Source organism: Nocardioides sp. 1609 (assembly GCF_004522105.1).
In the GTDB taxonomy this organism is placed as follows: domain Bacteria; phylum Actinomycetota; class Actinomycetes; order Propionibacteriales; family Nocardioidaceae; genus Nocardioides.
This window is the reverse complement of record NZ_SPUJ01000001.1, coordinates 458,034-479,554: the sequence shown is the minus strand read 5'-3', so window position 1 is coordinate 479,554 and position 21,521 is coordinate 458,034. Positions and strand designations below refer to the sequence as shown.

Annotated in this window: 23 protein-coding genes and 1 tRNA gene; 20 read left to right on the top strand and 4 right to left on the bottom strand. The window is 72.8% G+C overall.

All coding sequences use genetic code 11. From position 1 onward, the window contains the following. Positions 1-161: 161 nt before the first annotated feature. From eno to E4623_RS02140, 10 genes are all read left to right on the top strand, one after another. On the top strand, positions 162-1,439 hold the full coding sequence (eno, locus tag E4623_RS02185; RefSeq protein ID WP_134764871.1) for a phosphopyruvate hydratase: 1,278 nt from the start codon (positions 162-164) through the stop codon (positions 1,437-1,439). A gap of 31 nt (positions 1,440-1,470) precedes the next feature. Further along, a complete protein-coding gene (locus tag E4623_RS02180; protein ID WP_134764870.1) occupies positions 1,471-2,085 on the top strand; it encodes a septum formation initiator family protein in 615 nt (204 codons plus the stop codon). Between the two features lie 7 nt (positions 2,086-2,092). Further along, positions 2,093-2,590 carry a DUF501 domain-containing protein gene (locus E4623_RS02175; protein ID WP_134764869.1) on the top strand — a complete coding sequence of 166 codons (498 nt, stop codon included), beginning with the start codon at positions 2,093-2,095 and terminating at the stop codon, positions 2,588-2,590. Next, positions 2,583-3,515, top strand: coding sequence for an exopolyphosphatase (locus E4623_RS22895; RefSeq protein WP_134764868.1), 933 nt, complete (start codon positions 2,583-2,585; stop codon positions 3,513-3,515). Before E4623_RS02175 ends, E4623_RS22895 begins: the two co-directional genes overlap by 8 nt. Further along, on the top strand, positions 3,500-4,216 hold the full coding sequence (locus tag E4623_RS02165) for a uracil-DNA glycosylase (protein WP_209020448.1): 717 nt from the start codon (positions 3,500-3,502) through the stop codon (positions 4,214-4,216). The genes E4623_RS22895 and E4623_RS02165 overlap by 16 nt, the downstream gene beginning before the upstream one ends. Beyond that, positions 4,213-4,743 (top strand): ACT domain-containing protein, encoded by a 531-nt coding sequence (locus E4623_RS02160; protein WP_245154787.1) that lies wholly within the window; start codon positions 4,213-4,215, stop codon positions 4,741-4,743. Before E4623_RS02165 ends, E4623_RS02160 begins: the two co-directional genes overlap by 4 nt. Further along, a complete protein-coding gene (gene def / locus E4623_RS02155; protein WP_134764866.1) occupies positions 4,740-5,315 on the top strand; it encodes a peptide deformylase in 576 nt (191 codons plus the stop codon). Before E4623_RS02160 ends, def begins: the two co-directional genes overlap by 4 nt. Before the next feature lie 7 nt (positions 5,316-5,322). Then, positions 5,323-5,396, top strand: a tRNA-Leu gene (locus E4623_RS02150). A gap of 66 nt (positions 5,397-5,462) precedes the next feature. After that, positions 5,463-6,095 carry a class I SAM-dependent methyltransferase gene (locus E4623_RS02145; RefSeq protein WP_134764865.1) on the top strand — a complete coding sequence of 211 codons (633 nt, stop codon included), beginning with the start codon at positions 5,463-5,465 and terminating at the stop codon, positions 6,093-6,095. A 154-nt stretch (positions 6,096-6,249) separates the two neighbouring features. Continuing rightward, the gene (locus tag E4623_RS02140; RefSeq protein ID WP_134764864.1) at positions 6,250-7,119 is read left to right on the top strand and encodes a Bax inhibitor-1/YccA family protein; all 870 of its coding nucleotides are present in this window, start codon (positions 6,250-6,252) and stop codon (positions 7,117-7,119) included. A gap of 117 nt (positions 7,120-7,236) precedes the next feature. Here E4623_RS02140 and E4623_RS02135 read toward each other — a convergent pair whose 3' ends face one another. After that, entirely contained in the window at positions 7,237-8,265 is a 1,029-nt protein-coding gene (locus tag E4623_RS02135; protein ID WP_134764863.1) for an SGNH/GDSL hydrolase family protein, read from the bottom strand. 44 nt (positions 8,266-8,309) lie between these two features. On the opposite strand from E4623_RS02135, the gene E4623_RS02130 reads away from it, so the two are divergent. From E4623_RS02130 to E4623_RS02105, 6 genes are all read left to right on the top strand, one after another. Continuing rightward, the gene (locus tag E4623_RS02130) at positions 8,310-9,716 is read left to right on the top strand and encodes a cystathionine beta-synthase (protein ID WP_134764862.1); all 1,407 of its coding nucleotides are present in this window, start codon (positions 8,310-8,312) and stop codon (positions 9,714-9,716) included. A gap of 113 nt (positions 9,717-9,829) precedes the next feature. After that, positions 9,830-10,471 (top strand): ABC transporter permease, encoded by a 642-nt coding sequence (locus E4623_RS02125; protein ID WP_134764861.1) that lies wholly within the window; start codon positions 9,830-9,832, stop codon positions 10,469-10,471. Continuing rightward, positions 10,468-11,655, top strand: a complete 1,188-nt coding sequence (locus E4623_RS02120; RefSeq protein ID WP_134764860.1) for an ABC transporter ATP-binding protein — start codon at positions 10,468-10,470, stop codon at positions 11,653-11,655. Before E4623_RS02125 ends, E4623_RS02120 begins: the two co-directional genes overlap by 4 nt. Next, positions 11,648-12,466: an ABC transporter permease gene (locus tag E4623_RS02115; RefSeq protein ID WP_245154786.1), complete on the top strand. Its 819-nt coding sequence runs from the start codon at positions 11,648-11,650 to the stop codon at positions 12,464-12,466. The genes E4623_RS02120 and E4623_RS02115 overlap by 8 nt, the downstream gene beginning before the upstream one ends. Continuing rightward, positions 12,466-13,458 (top strand): glycine betaine ABC transporter substrate-binding protein, encoded by a 993-nt coding sequence (locus tag E4623_RS02110; protein ID WP_134764859.1) that lies wholly within the window; start codon positions 12,466-12,468, stop codon positions 13,456-13,458. The genes E4623_RS02115 and E4623_RS02110 overlap by 1 nt, the downstream gene beginning before the upstream one ends. A 52-nt stretch (positions 13,459-13,510) precedes the next feature. Beyond that, the gene (locus E4623_RS02105) at positions 13,511-14,308 is read left to right on the top strand and encodes an aminoglycoside phosphotransferase (RefSeq protein ID WP_134764858.1); all 798 of its coding nucleotides are present in this window, start codon (positions 13,511-13,513) and stop codon (positions 14,306-14,308) included. A gap of 333 nt (positions 14,309-14,641) precedes the next feature. Here E4623_RS02105 and E4623_RS02100 read toward each other — a convergent pair whose 3' ends face one another. Then, positions 14,642-15,013 (bottom strand): YchJ family metal-binding protein, encoded by a 372-nt coding sequence (locus E4623_RS02100; RefSeq protein ID WP_348537278.1) that lies wholly within the window; start codon positions 15,011-15,013, stop codon positions 14,642-14,644. Positions 15,014-15,208: 195 nt separating this feature from the next. Here E4623_RS02100 and E4623_RS02095 point away from each other — a divergent pair, with 195 nt between their 5' ends. Next, on the top strand, positions 15,209-16,597 hold the full coding sequence (locus tag E4623_RS02095) for a sigma 54-interacting transcriptional regulator (RefSeq protein WP_134764857.1): 1,389 nt from the start codon (positions 15,209-15,211) through the stop codon (positions 16,595-16,597). After that, on the top strand, positions 16,590-18,644 hold the full coding sequence (locus E4623_RS02090) for a VWA domain-containing protein (RefSeq protein WP_134764856.1): 2,055 nt from the start codon (positions 16,590-16,592) through the stop codon (positions 18,642-18,644). Before E4623_RS02095 ends, E4623_RS02090 begins: the two co-directional genes overlap by 8 nt. 94 nt (positions 18,645-18,738) lie before the next feature. Here the strand turns inward: E4623_RS02090 and E4623_RS02085 are convergent, their stop codons facing one another. After that, a complete protein-coding gene (locus E4623_RS02085; RefSeq protein ID WP_134764855.1) occupies positions 18,739-19,125 on the bottom strand; it encodes a hypothetical protein in 387 nt (128 codons plus the stop codon). A gap of 60 nt (positions 19,126-19,185) precedes the next feature. Next, positions 19,186-20,067, bottom strand: coding sequence for a cobalamin-binding protein (locus E4623_RS02080; RefSeq protein WP_134764854.1), 882 nt, complete (start codon positions 20,065-20,067; stop codon positions 19,186-19,188). A gap of 35 nt (positions 20,068-20,102) precedes the next feature. Between E4623_RS02080 and E4623_RS02075 the strand changes: the two genes are divergently transcribed. Together E4623_RS02075 and E4623_RS02070 are read left to right on the top strand one after the other, a co-directional pair. Further along, positions 20,103-20,882, top strand: a complete 780-nt coding sequence (locus E4623_RS02075; RefSeq protein WP_134764853.1) for a TSUP family transporter — start codon at positions 20,103-20,105, stop codon at positions 20,880-20,882. Beyond that, positions 20,879-21,517 carry a YigZ family protein gene (locus E4623_RS02070; RefSeq protein ID WP_134764852.1) on the top strand — a complete coding sequence of 213 codons (639 nt, stop codon included), beginning with the start codon at positions 20,879-20,881 and terminating at the stop codon, positions 21,515-21,517. The genes E4623_RS02075 and E4623_RS02070 overlap by 4 nt, the downstream gene beginning before the upstream one ends. Positions 21,518-21,521 lie beyond the last annotated feature (4 nt).

The following is a 21,521-nucleotide window of genomic DNA, read 5'->3' as shown; positions in this document are numbered from 1 at the left end:
CGGCTGCCGAGCGGCTCGCCGGGTGGCGGTCCCGGTGACGGGCCGGGTGCGGCGGTCGGACGCCGGACCGGGAGAGCGGATGTCGGCTCGGACGGATACGGTGAGCTCACCGGTCCCCGCGGCCCCCACTCGTCATCAGACCCACCAGCACAGGAGCACACGTGGCAGCCATCGAAGCCGTCGGAGCACGCGAGATCCTCGACTCGCGCGGCAACCCCACCGTCGAGGTCGAGGTCGCCCTCGACGACGGCGCGTTCGCCCGGGCCGCCGTGCCCAGCGGCGCGTCCACCGGAGCCTTCGAGGCGGTCGAGCTGCGCGACGGCGGCGACCGCTACCTCGGCAAGGGCGTCCTGCAGGCCGTCGACGCGGTGATCTCGAAGATCGCCCCGGCCGTCGAGGGCATGACGGTCGACGACCAGCGCCTCATCGACCAGACCATGCTCGACCTCGACGGCACGCCCAACAAGGCCGAGCTCGGTGCCAACGCCATCCTCGGCGTCTCGCTGGCCGTGGCCCGCGCGGCGGCCGACTCCTCCGGCCTCCCGCTCTACCGCTACATCGGCGGCCCCAACGCCCACGTGCTGCCCGTCCCCATGATGAACATCCTCAACGGGGGCTCGCACGCCGACTCCAACGTCGACGTCCAGGAGTTCATGATCGCCCCGATCGGCGCGCCGACCTTCCGCGAGGCGCTGCGCCAGGGCGCGGAGGTCTACCACGCGCTCAAGTCGGTGCTGAAGAAGAAGGGCCTGGCCACCGGTCTCGGCGACGAGGGCGGTTTCGCGCCGAACCTCGAGTCGAACCGCGCCGCCCTCGACCTGATCGCCGAGGCCGTCGAGGCCGCCGGGCTGTCGCTCGGCACCGACATCGCGCTCGCCATGGACGTCGCCGCGAGCGAGTTCCACGACGACGGGACCTACGCCTTCGAGGGTGGCTCGAAGAACAGCGCCGAGATGACCGCCTACTACGCCGAGCTGTGCGAGGCGTTCCCGATCGTCTCGATCGAGGACCCCCTCGACGAGGACGACTGGGACGGCTGGAAGACGATGACCGACCAGCTCGGCTCGAGGATCCAGATCGTCGGCGACGACCTGTTCGTCACCAACGTCGAGCGGCTCCAGCGCGGCATCACCGGCGGCAACGCCAACGCCCTGCTCGTGAAGGTCAACCAGATCGGTTCGCTCACCGAGACCCTCGACTCCGTCGACCTCGCCCACCGCAACGGCTTCCGGTGCATGATGAGCCACCGCTCGGGCGAGACCGAGGACACCACGATCGCCGACCTCGCCGTCGCCACCAACTGCGGCCAGATCAAGACCGGCGCCCCGGCCCGCTCCGAGCGGGTCGCCAAGTACAACCAGCTGCTCCGCATCGAGGAGGAGCTCGGCGACGCCGCGCGGTACGCAGGAGCTTCGGCTTTCCCGCGTTTCGCGCGCTGATCGCGGCCTTCCTCGGGGGAGGATGATGGGCATGTCGCAGTCCGGTGGTCGTCGCACGCCCGCGCGCGGACCCCGGACGACGCCCGGCAGCCGCAAGCCACGCGCCACCGCCCGGCCCGCCCCGCGTGGGTCGGGCGGTCGCGCGTCGGCCGTGCCCGACAGGCCCGTCGCCGCCCCGGCGCGCCCGCGTCCGCGGATCACCAGCCGCGCCGCCGTCCTCGTCGTGATCGTGGCGGTGCTGGCGGTCTCCTACGCCTCCTCGCTCAAGGCCTACCTGCAGCAGCGCGACCACATCCAGGACGCCCAGGAGCGGATCGCCGCGAGCGAGGCGACGATCGCCGACCTCGAGAAGGAGAAGCAGAGGTTCGAGGACCCTGCCTACATCGAGCAGCAGGCGCGGGCACGCTTCGGCTACGTGATGCCCGGCGAGAAGCCGTTCGTCGTGCTGCGCGGCGGCGAGCCGATCGACGTCGAGGGCTCGCTGAGCGATCCCGACAGCATCGATCCGAGCGAGCCGCCGCCGTGGTGGGACGACGCCTGGACCACCATGGAGATCGCCGGGGACCCGCCCCGCAAGACCGACCCGCCGCCGCTGACCCTCGTCGACGAGCCCGACGGCGCGCCAGACCAGGAGAGCTCCCCGTGATCGAGCAGTGATCGACGAGGCCGACGAGAAGGCGATCCGCGCCCAGCTCGGACGACCGCCGCGGGCCATCGCGGGCGTCGGGCACCGGTGCCCCTGCGGCAACCCCGACGTCGTCACGACCGAGCCGCGGCTGCCGAACGGCGACCCGTTCCCGACCACCTTCTACCTCACCTGCCCGCGCGCGGCGTCCCTGATCGGGACCCTCGAGGGCGGCGGGGTGATGAAGGAGATGCAGGCCCGGCTCGGCGACGACGAGGAGCTCGCCGCGGCCTACCGCGCGGCCCACGAGTCCTACCTCGCCTTCCGGGCCACCCTCGGCGACGTCCCCGAGATCGACGGCGTCTCCGCCGGCGGCATGCCCGACCGCGTCAAGTGCCTGCACGTCCTCGCCGGCCACGCTCTCGCCGCCGGACCCGGCGTCAACCCGCTCGGCGACGAGGTGCTCGAGCGGCTCGGCGACTGGTGGGCCGCGGGCCCGTGCGTCCCGACCGCGGTCGATGACTGAGGCGCGGGCGCCGCGAGTCCCGGAGCCCGTGGCCGCGATCGACTGCGGCACCAACACGATCAAGCTGCTGGTCCGCCGCGGCGACCAGGACCTCGTCCGCGTCGCCCGGATGGTCCGCCTCGGTCAGGACGTCGACCGCACCGGCCGCCTGGCCGACGAGGCGCTGGCGCGGACCTTCGCCGCCGTCGAGGAGTACGCCGGCCTGCTGCGCGAGCACGGGGTCGGGCGGACCCGGTTCTGCGCGACGTCGGCCACCCGGGACGCCGCGAACGCCGACGCCTTCCGCGCCGGCGTCCGCGAGCGGCTCGGGGTGGAGCCGGAGGTGCTGTCAGGCGCCGAGGAGGCCGCGCTCGCCTTCGACGGCGCGGTCCGCAACCTCGCCTCGGCCCCCGCGACCCCGGTGCTCGTGGTCGACGTCGGGGGCGGCTCGACCGAGCTCGTCCTCAGCCGGTCCGTCGGTGCGCCGCCGGACGCCGCGCACTCCATGGACATCGGGTCGGTCCGTCTCCACGAGCGGCACGTGCGCCACGACCCCCCGACGCCCGCGGAGGTGGCGGCGGTCCTCGCCGACGTCGACGCCGCCCTCGCCGGGTGCCCCGTCGACGCGAGCGCCGCGGCGACCGTGGTGGGCGTCGCCGGGACGGTCACCACGGTCGCCGCCGGCGTCCTCGGGCTGCCGGCGTACGACCGGGCGGCGATCGACCAGGCGGTGCTGTCGGCCCCCGACGTCGCCGCCCACGTCGCGCGCCTGGTCGCGATGACCGTCGCCGACCGGCGCGCGCTGCCGTGGATGCACCCCGGGCGGGCCGACGTCATCGGCGTCGGTGCGCTGATCCTCGAGCGGGTGCTGGCCCGTACCGGCGCCGACCACCTGGTCGTGTCGGAGTCCGACATCCTGGACGGCATCGCGTGGTCGCTCGCCTGAGGTCGCTGCCCACCGTCGAGGCGCTCGACGCCCGGGTCGTCGACTGCCGTCGGTGCCCGCGGCTGGTGCGCTGGCGCGAGAAGGTGGCGGCCGAGAAGCGCGCCGCGTACGCCGACGAGGAGTACTGGGGGCGCCCGGTGCCGGGGTTCGGGGTGGCCGCCCCCGTCGTCCTGGTCGTCGGGCTCGCCCCCGCCGCGCACGGCGCCAACCGCACCGGACGGATGTTCACCGGTGACCGCTCCGGCGACTGGCTCTTCGCCTCGATGCACCGGGTCGGGCTGGCCAACCAGCCGACCAGCACCCACCTCGACGACGGGCTGCGGCTGGTCGGGACCCGGGTGACCGCGACCGTCCGGTGCGCACCGCCGGACAACAAGCCGACCACCACGGAGAAGCAGCGGTGCGCACCGTGGCTGGACGCCGAGCTGCGCCTGGTCGCGCCGTCGGTCCGGGTGGTGGTGGCGCTCGGGTCGATCGGCTGGGACGCCGCGCTGCGCGCCGTCCGCGGGGCGGGCTGGACCGTCCCGACGCCGAAGCCGCGCTTCGGCCACGGCGCCGAGGCGGTGCTGGGCGGACCGCACGGCGACGTCCTGCTGCTCGGCAGCTACCACCCGAGCCAGCAGAACACCTTCACCGGTCGGCTGACCGAGCCGATGCTGGACGACGTCCTCGGTCGGGCGGCTGCGATGATTCCCCGGTGAGCCAGCCCGTGACCTCCTACGCCATCACCGTCCTGGGCCACGACCGGCCCGGCATCATCGCCGAGACCACCGACCGGATCGCCGGCCTGGGCCTCAACCTCGAGGACTCGACGATGACCCTGCTCCGCGGACACTTCGCGATGATGCTGGTCTGTGCGGGAGAGGCCTCCGACGACGAGATCCGCGCCGCGCTCGCCCCCCTCACCGTCGACGGGACCCTGGGCGTCACGGTGCGCGAGGTGCCGGCCGAGGATGCCGCCGGGGGCCCCGGCGCTCCCTGGGTGCTGACCGTGCACGGCGGCGACCGCCCCGGCATCGTGTCGGCCGTCGTGGCCGAGGTGGCCCGTGTCGGCGGCAACATCACCGACCTCACGACCCGCCTGGCCGGCGACCTGTACCTGCTCGTCGCGGAGATCGACCTGCCCGTCGAGGCCGACGAGGCCGCCCTCGAGGCGGCTATCAAGACCGCGGCGACCGCGCTCGGCGTGGGCGCCACGCTGCGTCCCGCCGACGCCGACGAGCTGTGAGCACCCCGGCCACGGCGCGGACCTCCGAGCGCCTGCGGGCCTGGACCGAGGCCGAGCTGGGGGTCGAGGGTCGCGTCCTGGACGTCGTCCGCGCGCCCGACCCGGTGCTCTCGACGCCCGGCGGCGCCGTCGACCCGACCGACGCCGCCGTCGTCCAGCTGGCCGCCGACCTCGTCGCGACCATGCGGGTCAGTCCCGGCTGCGTCGGTCTGGCCGCCCCGCAGGTGGGTCTCGCGGTCACGGTGTTCTGCGTCGACGTCTCCGCCCACCCCAAGACCCGCGAGCACCACGGCACCTTCGTGCTCTGCAACGCCGAGGTCGTGGAGTCCTCGCGCAACGACAAGGGCCGCGAGGGGTGCATGAGCGTCCCCGACCTCACCGGCGACGTGAAGCGGGCCTCCCGCGTCGTCGTCCGGGGGGCGCTGCCGGGCACCGGCGAGGTGGTCGAGGTGGCCGCCACCGCCTTCGAGGCCCGCGCCCTCCAGCACGAGATCGACCACTGCGCCGGTCTGCTCTTCCTGGACCGCGTCGCCGGCGCGCACGCCGTCTACGCTCGCCAGACCTACCTGTAGGCAGTCGGCCCCCGTATCCCAATCGGTAGAGGAAGTCGCCTTAAAAGCGACGAGGTGTGGGTTCGAGTCCCACCGGGGGCACATCGTCCGACCGGTTCGCCCGGGCGGACTTGCCTTCAGGTCGACCTGAAGTGTCACGGTGGTCCCATGACCGATCTCCGCGACATGTTCACCCGTGAGTTCTGGGACGAGCGCTACTCGTCCTCCCACCGCATCTGGTCCGGCAAGCCGAACCTGCGCCTCGTCGACCAGGTCGAGGCGCTGGCGCCCGGCACCGCCCTCGACGTCGGCTGCGGCGAGGGGGCCGACGCCGTCTGGCTGGCCGGCCGCGGCTGGACCGTGACCGGCGTCGACGTCTCGGGCGTCGCGCTCGAGCGGGCCGCTGAGCACGCCCACGAGGCGGGCGTGGGGGAGCGGACGTCGTGGCTGCGCGCCGACGTGTTCGCCGGCGACCCGCTGCCGGGTGGGTTCGACCTCGTGTCGGCGGCGTACGTGCACGTCCCGCCGGAGGACTTCGAGGCCGTCTACACCGCGCTGGCGGGCTCCGTCGCCCCCGGCGGCTCGCTCGTCGTGCTGGCCCACCACCCCGACGACGTCCACACCGGCCTGCGCAACACCGAGCTCTCGCACCTGCTCTTCGGCCCCGACGCCGTCACCTCGCTGCTCGACCCCGCGGTGTGGGAGGTCGTGGCCGCCGAGACCCCGACCCGCCCGATCACCCACGAGGGCCGCGACATCGACGTCACCGACACCGTCGTCCGGGCCGTGCGGCGCGCCTGACCCCCGCCCCGGCGGCCTGGCTGAACACCTCCTGAGAACGGAACTTTCTCCGCGTCCTCGCGCGTTCAACCAGGTGACCAGCCGTCTAGACTGACGGCAGATCAGAGGGTGAACCGTCACAGGGACGGTCACCACCGGCCTCCAAGGAGAGACCATGCGAAGCAACAACCCGGTTTTCCGTCGCTCGGAGGAGTTCAACCGGGCTGGCGGACAGACTCAGCAGCAGACCTACGCCCAGTACGGCCAGCAGGCGCCCTCCACCTGGCAGACCGGCCCCGCCGGCGGCGCCTACGGCTACGACGACGTCCGGCAGACCCCCGCGGACCGCGGCGGCGCCATGTCGATCGACTCGGTGGTCCAGAAGACCGCGATCACCCTCGGGGTCGTGATCCTGACCGCCCTCGCGACGTGGGTCCTCACGCCCGACATCGACGGCTTCACCACCTCCTCCGAGATGGGCACCATCTACGGCGCCGCGATGTTCGGCGCGCTCGGTGCCTTCGCGCTGTCGATGGTCAACTCGTTCAAGCGGGTCGTCAGCCCCGCCCTGGTCCTCGCCTTCGCCGCCCTCGAGGGCGTCGCGCTCGGCGCGATCAGCAAGGCCTTCGACGCCCAGTTCGGCGACGGTGTCGTGTCCGGCGCCGTCATCGGCACCTTCGCCGCCTTCGCCGGCACGCTGACCGCCTACAAGGTGTTCAACATCCAGGTCGGCGCGAAGTTCAAGATGTTCGTGATGGCCGCCGTGTTCGGCATGATCGGGCTCAGCCTGATGGAGCTCGTCCTCGGCCTGTTCGGTGCCCAGATCGGCCTGTTCGGCGTCAGCGGCCTCGGCATGGTCACCGCGTTCGCGGGCCTGATCCTCGGTGTGTTCATGCTGATCATGGACTTCGACTTCGTCGAGCAGGGCATCCGCAACCAGCTCCCCGAGCGGGAGTCGTGGCGCGCGGCGTTCGCGATGACCGTGAGCCTGGTCTGGATCTACACCAACCTCCTGCGCATCCTGGCGTTCTTCAGCCAGGACTGAGCTCCCGCAGCACCCAGCGCCACCGCAGGGCCCCGGACGTCGTCCGGGGCCCTGCGTGCGTCTGCGGCCAGGACGGCGGCCGGCGGTAGCGGCAAGCGGTAGGGGGCGGCGGTGAGCTCAGCGGTCGGAGGCCGGTGCGGTGTGCTCGGCGTCCTCGGGCGCCTCGCCCCGTGTCTGCGGACGACGGCGGCGGTGCCGCAGCTCGACCCACAGGCCCCGGACCCCGGCGCGGTTGCCGCCGACCTCGGTGCCGTCGAGCTCGGTGCCGGGCTCGTTGACCGCCTGGATCGCCGCCCGGGCGACCGGCATGACGCCCTCGCCGCGGTGGATCTCGGGACGGGCCTCCTCGTCGGGGGCCAGGCCGAGCCCGGCCAGCACCGACGGGAGCAGGATCCGCGCCAGGGCGCGGTAGCCCTCGGCGGAGGGGTGGAACTGGTCGGGTCCGAACAGCAGGGCGGGTGCGGCCAGGAACTCGGGTCCGAGGATCGAGCCGAGCGAGACCGTCCGGCCGCCCTCCTTGATCACCGCGATGGTCTGGGCCGCGGCGAGGCGGCGCGACCACGCGCGAGCGACCTGCTTGAGCGGCGGGGCGATCGGCTTGATGGTCCCGAGGTCGGGGCAGGTGCCGACCACGACGTGGACGCCGGCCTCCCGCAGCCGCCGCACGCCCTCGGAGAGGTGGCGGACCGACTGCGACGGCATCGTGACGTGGGTGACGTCGTTGGCGCCGATCAGGATGACGGCGAGGTGCGGCTCGATCGGCAGGGCCCGGTCGATCTGGCCCGCGAGGTCGGCCGAGACGGCCCCGACCTTGCAGAACTCGCGCAGGTAGACCCGGCGGTCGCCCTGCTCGGCGACGCCGCTGCCCAGCAGCGCGCCCGGGACCTCCTCGACCCGGTGGACGCCGTACCCGGCGGCGCTGGAGTCGCCGAAGAGCGCGATCTTGAGCGCCGGGCCCGGCCGGCCGCGGCCGTACCAGCCCGTGGCGTCAGGGGTGGGGTCGGACGACGCCTCGCCGATCGTCTTGCGGGCGAGCTTCGCCTCGGCCGTCAGGACGCCGTACAGACCGGCACCGAGCAGGGAGAGGCCACCGCCGCCGAATGCCGCCGCGGACGCCAGTTTGCGCGCCGCTCCTGCTTTCCCCACGTGCCGATCCTACGAACCCGACGGATTGGCTCTAGTTTGAGGGGGTGGAGTACGCGAACTCAGTCCTGGACCTCATCGGCAACACCCCGCTCGTCCGGCTGTCCCGGACCCTCGACCTGCCCGGCGCGGGCGACGGGTCCGCGGCGGGCCCGCTCGTGCTGGCCAAGATCGAGTACCTCAACCCCGGCGGGTCCGTGAAGGACCGCATCGCCACCCGGATGATCGACGCCGCCGAGGCCTCCGGTGCGCTGCAGCCCGGCGGGACGATCGTCGAGCCGACGTCCGGCAACACCGGCGTGGGCCTGGCGATGGTGGCCCAGCAGCGGGGCTACAGCTGCGTCTTCGTGTGCCCCGACAAGGTCAGCGAGGACAAGCGCAACGTGCTGCGCGCCTACGGCGCCGAGGTCGTGGTCTGCCCGACCGCCGTCGCCCCCGAGCACCCCGACTCCTACTACAACGTCTCCGACCGGCTCGCCTCCCAGCCCGGCGCCTGGAAGCCCGACCAGTACTCCAACCCGCACAACCCGCGCTCGCACTACGAGACGACCGGCCCCGAGATCTGGGCGCAGACCGAGGGCCGGATCACGCACTTCGTGGCCGGGATGGGCACCGGCGGCACGATCAGCGGGGTCGGCCGCTACCTCAAGGAGCAGAACCCGGGTGTGAAGGTCATCGGAGCCGACCCCGCCGGTTCGGTCTACTCCGGTGGCACGGGTCGCCCCTACCTCGTCGAGGGCGTCGGCGAGGACTTCTGGCCCGAGACGTACGACCCCACCGTGGCCGACCGGGTCATCGAGGTCAGCGACGCCGACTCCTTCGCCTTCACCCGGCGCCTGGCCCGCGAGGAGGCGCTGCTCGTCGGCGGCTCCTGCGGCATGGCCGCCCACGCCGCCCGCACGCTCGCCCACGAGCTGGCCGGCACCCCGGAGGGCGAGGACGCCGTCATCGTCGTGATCCTCCCCGACTCCGGCCGCGGCTACCTCACCAAGATCTTCAACGACGAGTGGCTGGCGCAGTACGGCTTCTCCAGCGGCAACCAGGCGCCGTCGCAGACGGTCGGCGAGGTGCTGCGCGGCAAGTCGGGCCGGATGCCCGAGCTCGTGCACACCCACCCGAGCGAGACCGTCGCCGAGGCCGTCGCGATCCTGCAGGAGTACGGCGTCTCGCAGATGCCCGTGGTCCGTGCCGAGCCGCCGATCGTGGCCGCCGAGGTGGCCGGCTCCGTCTCCGACCGCACCCTGCTCGACGCGCTGTTCGCCGGGCACGCCCGCCTGACCGACCCGGTCGAGCAGCACATGTCGCCCCCGCTCCCGACGATCGGCTCCGGCGAGGACGCCGACGCGGCCGTCGCGCTGCTCGAGGCGGCCGACGCCGTCCTGGTGCACGAGGACGGCAAGCCGGTCGGCGTCCTGACCCGTCAGGACCTCCTCGCGCACCTCGTCCGCGCCTGACCCCACCGACGGACCACCTCCGCCCCACCCCTAGGGGTGGTCTAGACGGTCCCGCTTCGTGATGGTGTCGGTGGTTCCGTTCAGCCGAGGGTTTCGAGAGGTGCACCGAGAGCGTGTGGGACTTCATCGTCGAGCGCCGTGAAGCGCTGCTGTACAACACCTTCCAGCACGCCAACCTCGTCGTCCAGGCGGTGCTCGTCGCGACCGTCATCGCCGTCCTGCTGGCCGTGCTCATCACCCGCGTGCCCCGGCTCGAGGGTCCGGCCAACGCCATCAGCGCGATCGGGCTGACCATCCCGTCGTTCGCGCTCGTCAGCCTGCTCCTCACCTTCTTCTCCTTCGGCTCGTTGCCGGCGTTCATCGCGGTGGCGTTCTACGCCGTGCTGCCGGTGCTCCGCAACGCCGTCGTCGGCCTCCAGGGGGTCGACGCGACGCTGCTGGAGTCGGCGCGCGGCATGGGCATGAGCGAGGTGACGACCCTGGTCCGGGTCCGGCTGCCGCTCGCCTGGCCGGTGATCCTGGCCGGCGTCCGGGTCTCCATGCAGATGTCGATGGGCGTCGCGGCCATCGCGGCCTACGTCGGCGGCCCCGGTCTCGGGACCTACATCCTCAAGGGCCTCACCCAGATCGGTGGGGCCAACGCCATCAACTACGCCCTCGTCGGCACGATCGGCGTCGTCGTGGTGGCGCTGCTCGCCGACCTCGTCCTGCTGCTCGTGGGCCGGGCGACCATCTCGAAGGGAATCCGGGTATGACCACCGACCTGACCAAGGAGCCGGAGCGCACCCCGGCCGCCCAGGAGGGCGCCGCGGAGATCAGCGGTGCCGAGATCGTCCTGGAGGGCGTCGTCAAGAAGTACCCGGGGCAGAAGGCCGCGGCCGTCGAGTCGTTGTCGCTGACGATCCCGGCCGGCGAGATCGTGATGTTCATCGGCCCGTCGGGCTGCGGCAAGACGACGTCGCTGAAGATGATCAACCGGCTCATCGAGCCGACCTCGGGCACCATCCGCATCGGCGGCGAGGACATCCGCGGGCAGAGCGAGAACGAGCTGCGCCGCAACATCGGCTACGTCATCCAGGGCGGCAGCCTCTTCCCGCACATGACCGTGGCCAAGAACATCGCGCTCGTGCCCAAGCTCCTCGGCTGGGACGCCAAGCGGATCAGCACCCGGGTCGAGGAGCTGCTCGACCTGGTCGGGCTCGACCCCAGCCGCTACCGCGACCGCTACCCGCGCGAGCTCTCGGGCGGTCAGCAGCAGCGCGTCGGCGTCGCCCGCGGCCTCGCTGCCGACCCGCCGGTCATCTTGATGGACGAGCCGTTCGGTGCCGTCGACCCGATCACGCGGCAGCGGCTGCAGGACGAGCTGCTCAGCATCCAGCGCGAGCTGCGCAAGACGATCGTCTGCGTCACCCACGACATCGACGAGGCGATCAAGCTCGGCGACCGGATCCTCATCCTCCAGGAGGGCGCCCAGATCGCGCAGTACGACACCCCCGAGGTGATCCTGGGCGCGCCGGCCAACGAGTTCGTCGAGGACTTCGTCGGCTCCGGCTCGTCGCTGAAGCAGCTCAGCCTGACCCGGGTGAGCGAGGTCGAGCTGCGCAGGCCGACCACGGCGACGGTGGGGGAGCAGGTCGCGGAGGTGAAGCGTCGCGCCGAGGCCAACGGCGACCGCTCGGTCATCGTGCTCGACAGCCGCAACCGCCCGGTGGGCTGGCCGTGGTTGCGCCAGCTCAAGGGCGACGTCGTCCTCGAGCCCACCGAGGACCTCGTCAACCTCGACCAACGCGCCACGCTCAACGACGCGCTCGACACCATGCTCAGCTCGAGCCACGGCGGCGCCGTCGTCACCGGTGACCGCGACCAGTACCTCGGCGTGGTCGTGTTCGACGCCGTGACCGACCACATCCGCTCCCTGGAGGAGCAGGCCCGTGGCTGACACCCGGACCGCGGCGCGCGACCCGCACGCCGGCATCGTGATGGAGGCCGAGCCGGAGACCGGCGCGAAGCAGGGTCGCCGGATCGACCGCGAGACCGTGCTCATGCTCACGGTGCCGCCCGCCCTGGTCCTCATCGCCTTCGCCGCCTTCGTCGTGTGGCGCCAGAGCGCCGAGTTCAACGAGACCGAGCTGCGCCAGCTCGCCTGGACCGAGATCCGCAGCCTGCTGTGGCAGCACGTCAAGCTCACCGTGACGTCGTCCGTGCTCGTCGTCCTGATCGCGGTCCCGCTCGGCATCGCCCTGACCCGCAGCGGCCTGCGCAAGTTCTCCCCGTTCGTGGTCGGCTTCGCCAACATCGGCCAGGGGGCACCGTCGATCGGTCTCATCGTGCTGCTCGCGATCTGGCTCGGCTACGGCTTCTGGACCTCCGTCCTCGCCCTCACCCTGTACGGCCTGCTGCCCGTGCTGCGCAACACCATCGTCGGCCTGGACGGCGTCGACCCGACCCTCGTCGAGGCCGGCCGCGGGCTCGGCATGTCGGCCGGCCTGGTGCTGCTGCGCGTCGAGCTGCCGCTGGCGCTCTCGGTCATCATGGCCGGCGTCCGCACCTCGCTCGTGCTGGTGGTCGGCACCGCCACCCTGGCGACGTTCATCAACGGCGGTGGGCTCGGCGCGATCATCCAGACCGGGATCTCGCTGTTCCTGCCCAAGCTGATCGTCGCCGGCGCCCTGCTGGTCGCGCTCCTCGCCCTGTTCGTCGAGTGGCTCGGCCGGGTCCTGGAGTTCCTGGCCCGGCCGAAGGGAGTCTGATGAAGACCCGCCTGAGGAACGTCCTGGCCGGGGCGGCCGCTGCGGCCGTCGTCACCACGACCGCGGGCTGCGGGCTCGGCACGGCGGGCGGTTTCGTCCCGGACGCGAAGCTCGCGGGCCCGCTCGCCGACGCCCCCCGCCTCGACGGCGTCCCGATCACCGTCGGGTCGAAGAACTTCTCCGAGAACATCCTGCTCGGCAAGATGGCGCTGATCCTGTTCAAGGCGGCCGGCGCCGACACCGAGGACCTCACCAACATCCCCGGCAGCGCGCCGGCCCGACAGGCCCACGTCGAGGGCGACATCGACGCGATGTGGGAGTACACCGGCACCGGGTGGCTGGTCTACCTCGGTCACCCCGAACCGGTGCAGGGCAAGGACGAGCAGTACGCCGCCGTCCGCGACGAGGACCTCGAGGTCAACGGCCTCGACTGGCTCCCGCCGGCGCCGATGAACAACACCTACGCCTTCGCGGTCACCAAGGAGAGCCAGGAGAAGTACGGCATCACCAAGCTGTCGGAGATCAAGGAGAAGGTGCCGAAGGCCGAGCGCACGTTCTGCGTCGAGTCGGAGTTCCGCAACCGCGCCGACGGTCTCGAGGGCATGCTCAAGGCCTACGACGTCCCGCTCGGCAACGAGGTCCCGAGCGGCAACCTGCAGACCTACCAGACCGGCGCCATCTACGACGCGACCGCGTCGGGGCAGTGCCTGTTCGGTGAGGTGTTCACGACCGACGGCCGGATCCTGGCCCTCGACCTGCAGGTGCTCGAGGACGACAAGGCCTACTTCCCCAACTACAACGTCTCGCTCGTCGTCCGCTCGGGCCTCCTCAAGGACCACCCCGAGATCGAGGACCTGATGGCGCCGGTCACCGAGAAGCTCACCGACGACGTGATGAAGCAGCTCAACGCCGAGATCGACGTCGACGGCCGTGAGCCGGAGGACGTCGCCTTCGACTGGCTGAAGTCGGAGGGCTTCGTCAGCGACCCGTGATCGGCGGCCGGTGCGGCGCAGGTCGGGCGGCAACCCGGTTACGGTCGTGGGTGTGAGCTCGCCCCCCACCGAGGTCCTCGACCTCTTCGCCGTGCCCCACGTCGTCGAGCCGCTCCCCGGCGGCTCGGGCAGCAGCGTCCGCGCCGGCGACCTCGTGCTCTCGCCCGGGCGCGACGAGACGACGGCGTCCTGGCTGAACCCGGTGCTGGCCCGGCTCGCCGTGCGGCTCGACGAGAGCCCGACCCGGCGTCCGCGCGACCTGCGCATCGCGATGCCGGTGCCGGCGCGCGACGGCGCGTGGGTGGTCGCGGGGTGGGGAGCCAGCCGCTACGAGCCGGGCACGACCGGCTGCGACGACCTCGACGTCACCCTGGCCGCGGGACGCCTGCTGCACGCCGAGCTCGCCTCGGTGGTCGGACGGCGCCCGGCCGCGCTCGACGCCCGCACCGACCGTGCGGCGGTCGCCGAGCGGGTGGCGTTCGGGGAGGCGGGGGAGCTGTCCGGCCCGGTGGCCGGTCGCCTCGCACCGCTGCTGGACGACACCCCGCTGGGCCCCGACCAGCTCGTCCACGCCGACCTCGCCGGCAACGTGCTCCTCGACGCCGCCGGCGCCCCGGTCGTCCTCGACGTCGTCCCCGCGTGGCGCCCGACCGTCTGGGCCGAGGCGGTCGCGGTGCTCGACACCGTCCTCCGCGCGGGTGCCCCGGCGTCGGCGCTGCAGCGGTGGACGACGGCACGGGAGCGCCAGGCCATGCTCCGCGCGGTCCTCTTCCGCGCGCTCGCCGCCGACGTCCACGACCGCGACCTCTACGCTCCCGTGCTCGACGTCGTCGCTCCCTCCGGAGGTTGAGCAAGCGAGCCCTGGCGAGCGCCGACGAGACACCGGAGCCGTGTGCCGACTCGACCACCGTCGTCACGCCCGTCGGTGCCGGCCTCCGAGGGGAGCTGGGGCGACCTCGCCGGCGGAGGCCGAGGTTGTGCTGGGACTCGCGGGTGTCCAGCGGCTGGTTCGTGCTGCCGGCGTAGTAGGAACCGTCGGCGCACTCGAGGAGGTAGGTCCAGGCCATGGACCACCGGTCCCCGCCGGTGGCCGGTGGCGAAACAGCCGGCACGTGGGCCTGTGGACAGGGGCGGGTGGCGGGGTCGGTGTCGCTGCCGACGGGAGGTGTTGGTGCTTGCTTGCTCAGCCCTCGGTGGGGAGGGCGTCGAGGTAGAACCAGCGCCCGGCGCGGTGCTCGAAGCGGCTGCGCTCGTGCAGGCGGCCGGGCCGGCCGCCCTGCTCGAACGACGCGGTGAACTCGACCTCGTCGCCGGCGGCGTCCTCGACGACCAGGCCGGTCCAGCGCAGGGCCGGGTCGGGGTTGACGTCGAGGGGGCGGGTGCGGGGGTGCCAGGTGCGCCAGACGTAGCCGCCGTCGCCGACGGCGTAGGCGGCGTACCGGGAGCGCATCAGCTCCTCCGGCGTCGCCGCCTGGGCGGCGCCGCGGTGCAGACGGCCGCAGCAGGCGTCGTAGGTCACGCCGGTGCCGCAGGGGCAGTCGGGTCGCAGGCTCACGGGGTCCATCATCGGGCCAGGGCCGGACGGCGACGTCGTCCGGCCCCACAGCGGCGATAGTCCCGGCCGTTTGGGCCCCCAGATCGACGATCTCAGGACCCAAACGGCCGGGACTACCGCAGCTCGGGCCGCTACGGCTGACCCCCGACCTCGACGCGCGCGACACCCGCGTTCGGACCCCGGGAGTAGCGTAAAATGGTGACTCGACCCACCCTTTCCACCCTCGGCGAGCTCCGCGCCGCCGGGCACGTCCAGAAGTCCCTCCGCACCGAGATCCGTGACAACCTGCTGGCCAAGCTGGCCGCCGGCGAGGATCCCTGGCCCGGCCTGCACGGCTTCGAGAACACCGTCGTCCCGCAGCTCGAGCGGGCCCTCATCGCCGGCCACGACATCGTCCTGCTCGGCGAGCGCGGCCAGGGCAAGACCCGGCTGCTGCGCACCATGGTCGGCCTGCTCGACGAGTGGACGCCGGTCATCGGCGGCTCCGACCTCGGCGAGCACCCGTTCGAGCCGATCACCCACGAGTCGCGGCGCCGCGCGACCGAGGAGGGCGACCGGCTGCCGGTCGAGTGGCGCCACCGCGACGAGCGGTACGCCGAGAAGCTCGCCACCCCCGACACCAGCGTCGCCGACCTGATCGGCGACGTGGACCCGATGAAGGTCGCCGAGGGCCGCTCGCTCGGTGATCCCGAGACCATCCACTTCGGCCTCATCCCGCGCAGCCACCGCGGCATCGTGGCGATCAACGAGCTGCCCGACCTGGCCGAGCGGATCCAGGTCGCGATGCTCAACGTCATGGAGGAGCGCGACATCCAGATCCGCGGGTACGTCGTGCGGCTCCCGCTCGACGTCCTCGTCGTGGCCAGCGCCAACCCCGAGGACTACACCAACCGCGGCCGGATCATCACGCCGCTCAAGGACCGCTTCGGCGCCGAGATCCGCACCCACTACCCGACCGAGCTGGACGCCGAGATCGCCGTCATCCGCCAGGAGGCCGACCTGGTCGCCGACGTCCCCGACTACCTCGTCGAGATCCTGGCCCGCTTCACCCGCCAGCTGCGGGAGTCGTCGTCGGTCGACCAGCGCTCCGGCGTCTCGGCCAGGTTCGCGATCGCCGGCGCCGAGACGATCGCCGCCGCCGCGCTTCACCGCGCGACCGTGCAGCACGAGGACGAGGCGGTGGCTCGCGTGGTCGACCTCGAGACCGCCGTCGACGTCCTCGGCGGCAAGATCGAGTTCGAGACCGGCGAGGAGGGGCGCGAGGACGAGGTCCTCACGCACCTGCTCCGCACCGCGACCGCCGAGACCGTCCGGGCGCACTTCCGCGGCCTCGACTTCGGCGTCCTCGTGGCCGCTATCGAGAACGGCGCCATGGTCACCACCGGTGAGCAGGTCACCGCCCGCGACTTCCTCACCGGCCTGCCGGTGCTCGGCGAGTCCGAGCTGTACGACGACGTCTGCGACCGCCTCGACGCCACCGACGACGGCACCCGCGCCGGCGCCATCGAGCTCGCGCTCGAGGGGCTCTACCTGGCCCGCAAGATCGGCAAGGACTCCGACGGATCCGAGACGGTCTATGGCTAGGACGCGCTCGAACCGCTTCAAGAGCTACGACGGCGGCGACCCGCTCGCCCCGCCGGTGGACCTGGCCGAGGCGCTGGACGCCATCGGCGAGGACGTGATGGCCGGCTACAGCCCCGAGCGCGCGATGCGGGAGTTCCTGCGTCGCGGTGGCCAGGACCAGCGCGGGCTCGACGACCTCGCCCGCCGGGTGGCCGAGCGGCGGCGCGAGCTGCTCGAGCAGCACGACCTCGACGGCACGTTGCAGGAGGTCCGCGAGCTGCTCGACAACGCGGTCCTCGAGGAGCGCAAGCAGCTGGCCCGCGACGCGATGATGGACGACGGCGACCGTGCCCTGCGCGAGATGCAGATGGACAACCTGCCGCCCAGCACCGCCGCCGCGGTCAGCGAGCTCGGCGAGTACGACTGGCAGAGCAGCCGGGCCCGCGAGGACTTCGAGAAGATCAAGGACCTCCTCGGCCGCGAGCTGCTCGACCAGCGCTTCGCCGGCATGAAGGAGGCGCTCGCGAACGCCTCGGACGCCGACCGCGCCGCCGTCCAGGAGATGCTCGGCGACCTCAACGAGCTGCTCGACAAGCACCGCCGCGGCGAGGACACGCAGCAGGACTTCGACGACTTCATGGCCGAGCACGGGGAGTACTTCCCCGAGGGTCCGGAGAACCTCGAGGAGCTGCTCGACACGATGGCCCAGCGAGCCGCAGCCGCCCAGCGGATGCTGAACTCGATGTCACCCGAGCAGCGGCAGGAGCTGATGGAGCTCAGCGCCCAGGCGTTCGGCTCGCCCGAGCTGATGGACCAGCTGGCCCAGCTCGACGCCAACCTGCAGTCGCTGCGTCCCGGCGAGGACTGGGGCGGCTCGGAGCAGATGGGCGAGGGCGGCGAGGGCGTCGGGCTCGGCGACGGCACCGGTGTCTTCCAGGACCTCGCCGACCTCGACCAGCTCTCCGAGCAGCTCTCGCAGTCCTACGGCGGCGCGCGGCTCGACGACCTCGACCTCGACGCACTCGCCCGCCAGCTCGGTGACGGCGCGGCCGTCGACGCCCGCACGCTCCAGCAGCTGGAGAAGGCGCTGCGCGACGGCGGCACCCTGCGCCGGGGCTCGGACGGCCAGCTCAGCCTGACGCCGAAGGCGATGCGCCAGCTCGGCAAGGCGCTGCTGCGCGACGTCGCGCAGAAGCTCAGCGGTCGTCAGGGACAGCGCGACCTCGACAAGGCCGGGGCGGCGGGGGAGCGCTCGGGAGCGACCCGGGAGTGGCAGTTCGGCGACACCGAGCCGTGGGACATCCCCCGCTCGGTGCTCAACGGCGTCCGCCGTCGCGCGACCGACCCGACCGACCGGCGGGTGCTCGCCATCGACGACGTCGAGGTCCAGGAGACCGAGGCGCGCACACAGGCCGCCGTCGCGCTGCTGGTCGACACGTCGTTCTCGATGGCGATGGACGGCCGGTGGGTGCCGATGAAACGGACGGCGCTGGCCCTGCACACGCTGATCCGCACCCGGTTCCGCGGCGACCACCTCCAGCTGATCGGCTTCGGGCGGCAGGCGGAGGTGATGGACATCGAGCAGCTCACCGCGCTCGACGCGATGTGGGACAAGGGCACCAACCTGCACCACGCCCTGCTGCTGGCCAACCGGCACTTCCGCAAGCACCCCAACGCCCAGCCGGTGCTGCTCATCGTCACCGACGGCGAGCCGACGTCGCACCTCGAGGCCAGCGGCGAGGTCTACTTCTCCTACCCGCCGCACCCGATGACGATCGCCCACGCCGTCCGTGAGCTCGACAACTCGCGCCGGATGGGTGCCCAGACGACGTTCTTCCGGCTCGGCGACGACCCCGGCCTGGCGCGGTTCATCGAGCAGATGGCGCAGCGCGTCGACGGGCGGATGGTCAGTCCCGAGCTCGACGACCTGGGCGCCGCCGTCGTCGGCTCCTACCTCGGCTCGCGCGACGCGGGTCGTCCCGGTGGCTCCGGCGGCATCATGTCGGGCCTCCGGTCGCACTACGGCGACTGGATGGGTGGCCGCGGCTCCTGGGTCGGCGACGACTGAGCCGGTCCCGGCACGGCACGAGGCCCGTGGCTCCGTCGGTCGACGAAGGCACGGGCCTCGGTGCTGTGCGGGTGCGGTCGGGGACCGCGGGACGTCAGCCGCGGGTGATGCAGCCGACGAACTTCGAGGCGCTCCGGTTGCGGGGCGTCGGCGGGGCGACGACCTTGAAGCACTGGCCGGGGCGGCCGGAGAACAGGAACTTGAAGCCGCCCTGGGCGTTGGTCTTCTGGACCTTGAACTTCGAGTAGTTGCCCTTGCGGCCGTTGGCGCGCTGGAGGATGACGTTCTTCTTCTTGAGCGTCTTGATCTTGCCCTTGGCGTAGAAGACGTTCGCCTTCGGCGTGTTGCCGGCGGTGACGCTGCTCAGGTTGTGCTTGGGCTTGGCGGGGGCGGCGGCGTGGGTGGGCGACGCGACCAGCGAGGTCATCGTGGCGGCCATGACCAGGGCGGCCACGGCAGCGATCGTGCGGAACATGCGCATGCGGAATCCCTTAGAACGAGTGAATGGGGTCGCGGACACCTTAGGCTCCGCGGGCCCGTCCTAAACCTCCTGGGTCCCACGAGTTCCGTCCCGGGGCCGCCGCAGCACCTCGGCCAGCTCCTCGATCCCGTCGACGAGACGCGGCCCCGGCCGCGCCCACATCGCGTCGGCGTCCACGGCGTGCACGAGGACGCCGTCCGGGAGCATCCCCGCCGCCACCAGCGCGTCGGCCTGGGCCTGCGCCCCCGCGCGGTCGTAGCCGCACGGCGCCACCACGACGACGTCCGGTCGCGCGTCGTGCACGGCCGACCACGGCACCCGCGTCGACTTCTCACCCGCGGCGCCCAGCACGCACTCGCCGCCGGCCAGGGCGACCATCTCCGGGATCCAGTGGCCCGGGGCGTACGGCGGGTCGGTCCACTCCAGGACGACGACCCGCGGCCGGTGCGCGACGTGCGCGACCTGCGTCGAGACGGCGTCCAGGCGGGCCCGGAGGTCGGCCACGAGGGCCTGCGCCGCGGCGAGCCGGCCGGTGGCCTCCCCGAGCCGGACGATCGAGGCGAGGACGTCGTCCAGGGTGTGCGGGTCGAGCGTGAGCACGTCGGCGGTGCAGCCGAGGTGCGCCAGCGCGTCGTCGACGAGGGTGACGTCGATCGCGCAGACGGCGCAGAGGTCCTGGGTGACGACGAGGTCGGCGTCCAGGTCGGCCAGGGCACCCGCGTCGAGGCGGTAGAGGTCCTCGCCCCGGGCGACCGCGGCGGCCACGTGGGCGTCGATGGCGGCGGGCGTGAGGCCCTCGGGCATCGACGAGGTCGAGACGATGCGGCGCCGCCGGGCCTCCGGCGGGTGGTCGCACTCGAAGGTGACCCCGACGACGTCGTCGCCGGCGCCGACGGCGAACAGGATCTCGGTGGTCGAGGGGAGCAGGGAGACGATGCGCACCCGGCCACGCTACGGCCCACCACTACGGTGAGCCGGTGAGCGAGCCGACCCTGACCGTGCTCGCGCTCCTGGCCCTGGCCGGCCTGGTCGCGGGGTACGTCGACGCGGTGGTCGGCGGCGGCGGGTTGATCCAGCTGCCGGCGCTGCTGCTCGGCCTCCCCGGGGCGGCACCCGTCGAGATCCTGGCCACCAACAAGCTCGGCTCGATCTGCGGGACGTCGGTCAGCTCGATCACCTACTACCGGCGGGTGCGCCCCGACCCCCGCACGTTCCTGCCGCTGATGGGCTTCGCCTTCACCGGGTCGGTGCTCGGTGCGTTCGTCGCCAGCCACATCCCCCGCAGCGCGTTCGACCCGATCGTCCTGGTGGTGCTGGTGCTGGTCGGCACCTACGTCGTCGTCAAGCCCGACCTCGGCGACGAGACCACGCTGCGGTTCGGCGGCCACCGGCACACGCTGATGGCGGTGCTCACCGGCCTGGGGGTCGGGTTCTACGACGGCGCGCTCGGCCCGGGCACCGGGAGCTTCTTCGTCTTCCTGCTCGTCGGGCTGCTCGGCTACAACTTCCTCGAGGCCAGCGCCAAGGCACGGCTGGCGAACTGGGCGACCAACCTGGCCGCGCTGTGCGTCTTCGTGCCGCAGGGCGCCGTGCTGTGGCACGTCGGGCTGACCCTCGGCGCGGCCAACCTCGTCGGCGGCTACCTGGGGGCCCGGACCGCCATCGCGAAGGGCGCCGGCTTCGTGCGGGGGTTCTTCATCGTCGTCGTCGCGGGCTTCGTCGTCCGGATCGGCGGCGGGGTCGTCGGGCTGTGGTGAGCGCCGGGTCCTACCTCACGATCGCGCGCGACACCGAGGCCGAGACCGAGGTCAGGCGGTCGCGGTTCCTCTGCACCCTCGAGCGCGTCGAGACCGAGGACGCCGCCCGCGCCGTCGTCGACCGCCTGCGTCGCGCGCACCACGACGCCCGGCACCACTGCTCGGCGTTCGTGCTGGGGCCGCCGGGCGGGGGACAGGTCGTGCGGTCCAGCGACGACGGCGAGCCGTCCGGCACGGCGGGCGCCCCGATGCTGGAGGTGCTGCGCGGGCACGGCCTGGCCGATGTCGTGGCGGTGGTCACCCGGTGGTTCGGCGGCACCCTGCTGGGCGCGGGAGGGCTGGTACGCGCCTACGGCGACGCCGTCCGCGCCGCCGCCGACGGCGCCGGCACCCTGCGTCGGGGGCTGCTCCGCGAGCTCGCGCTCGAGGTCGGGCACGACGTCGCCGGACGGGTCGAGAGCGACCTGCGGGGCCGGGGGGTCGTCGTCCTCGACACGGCGTACGGCGCCGCGGTGACGCTGCGGCTCGGCGTGCCGCCCGCGGAGGAGGACGCCGTCCGCGCGCTCGTCGCCGAGCTCTCCGGCGGCGCGGCCGAGGCGGTCGTGGTGGGCGAGCGGTGGGTCGACCTACGGTGAGGCC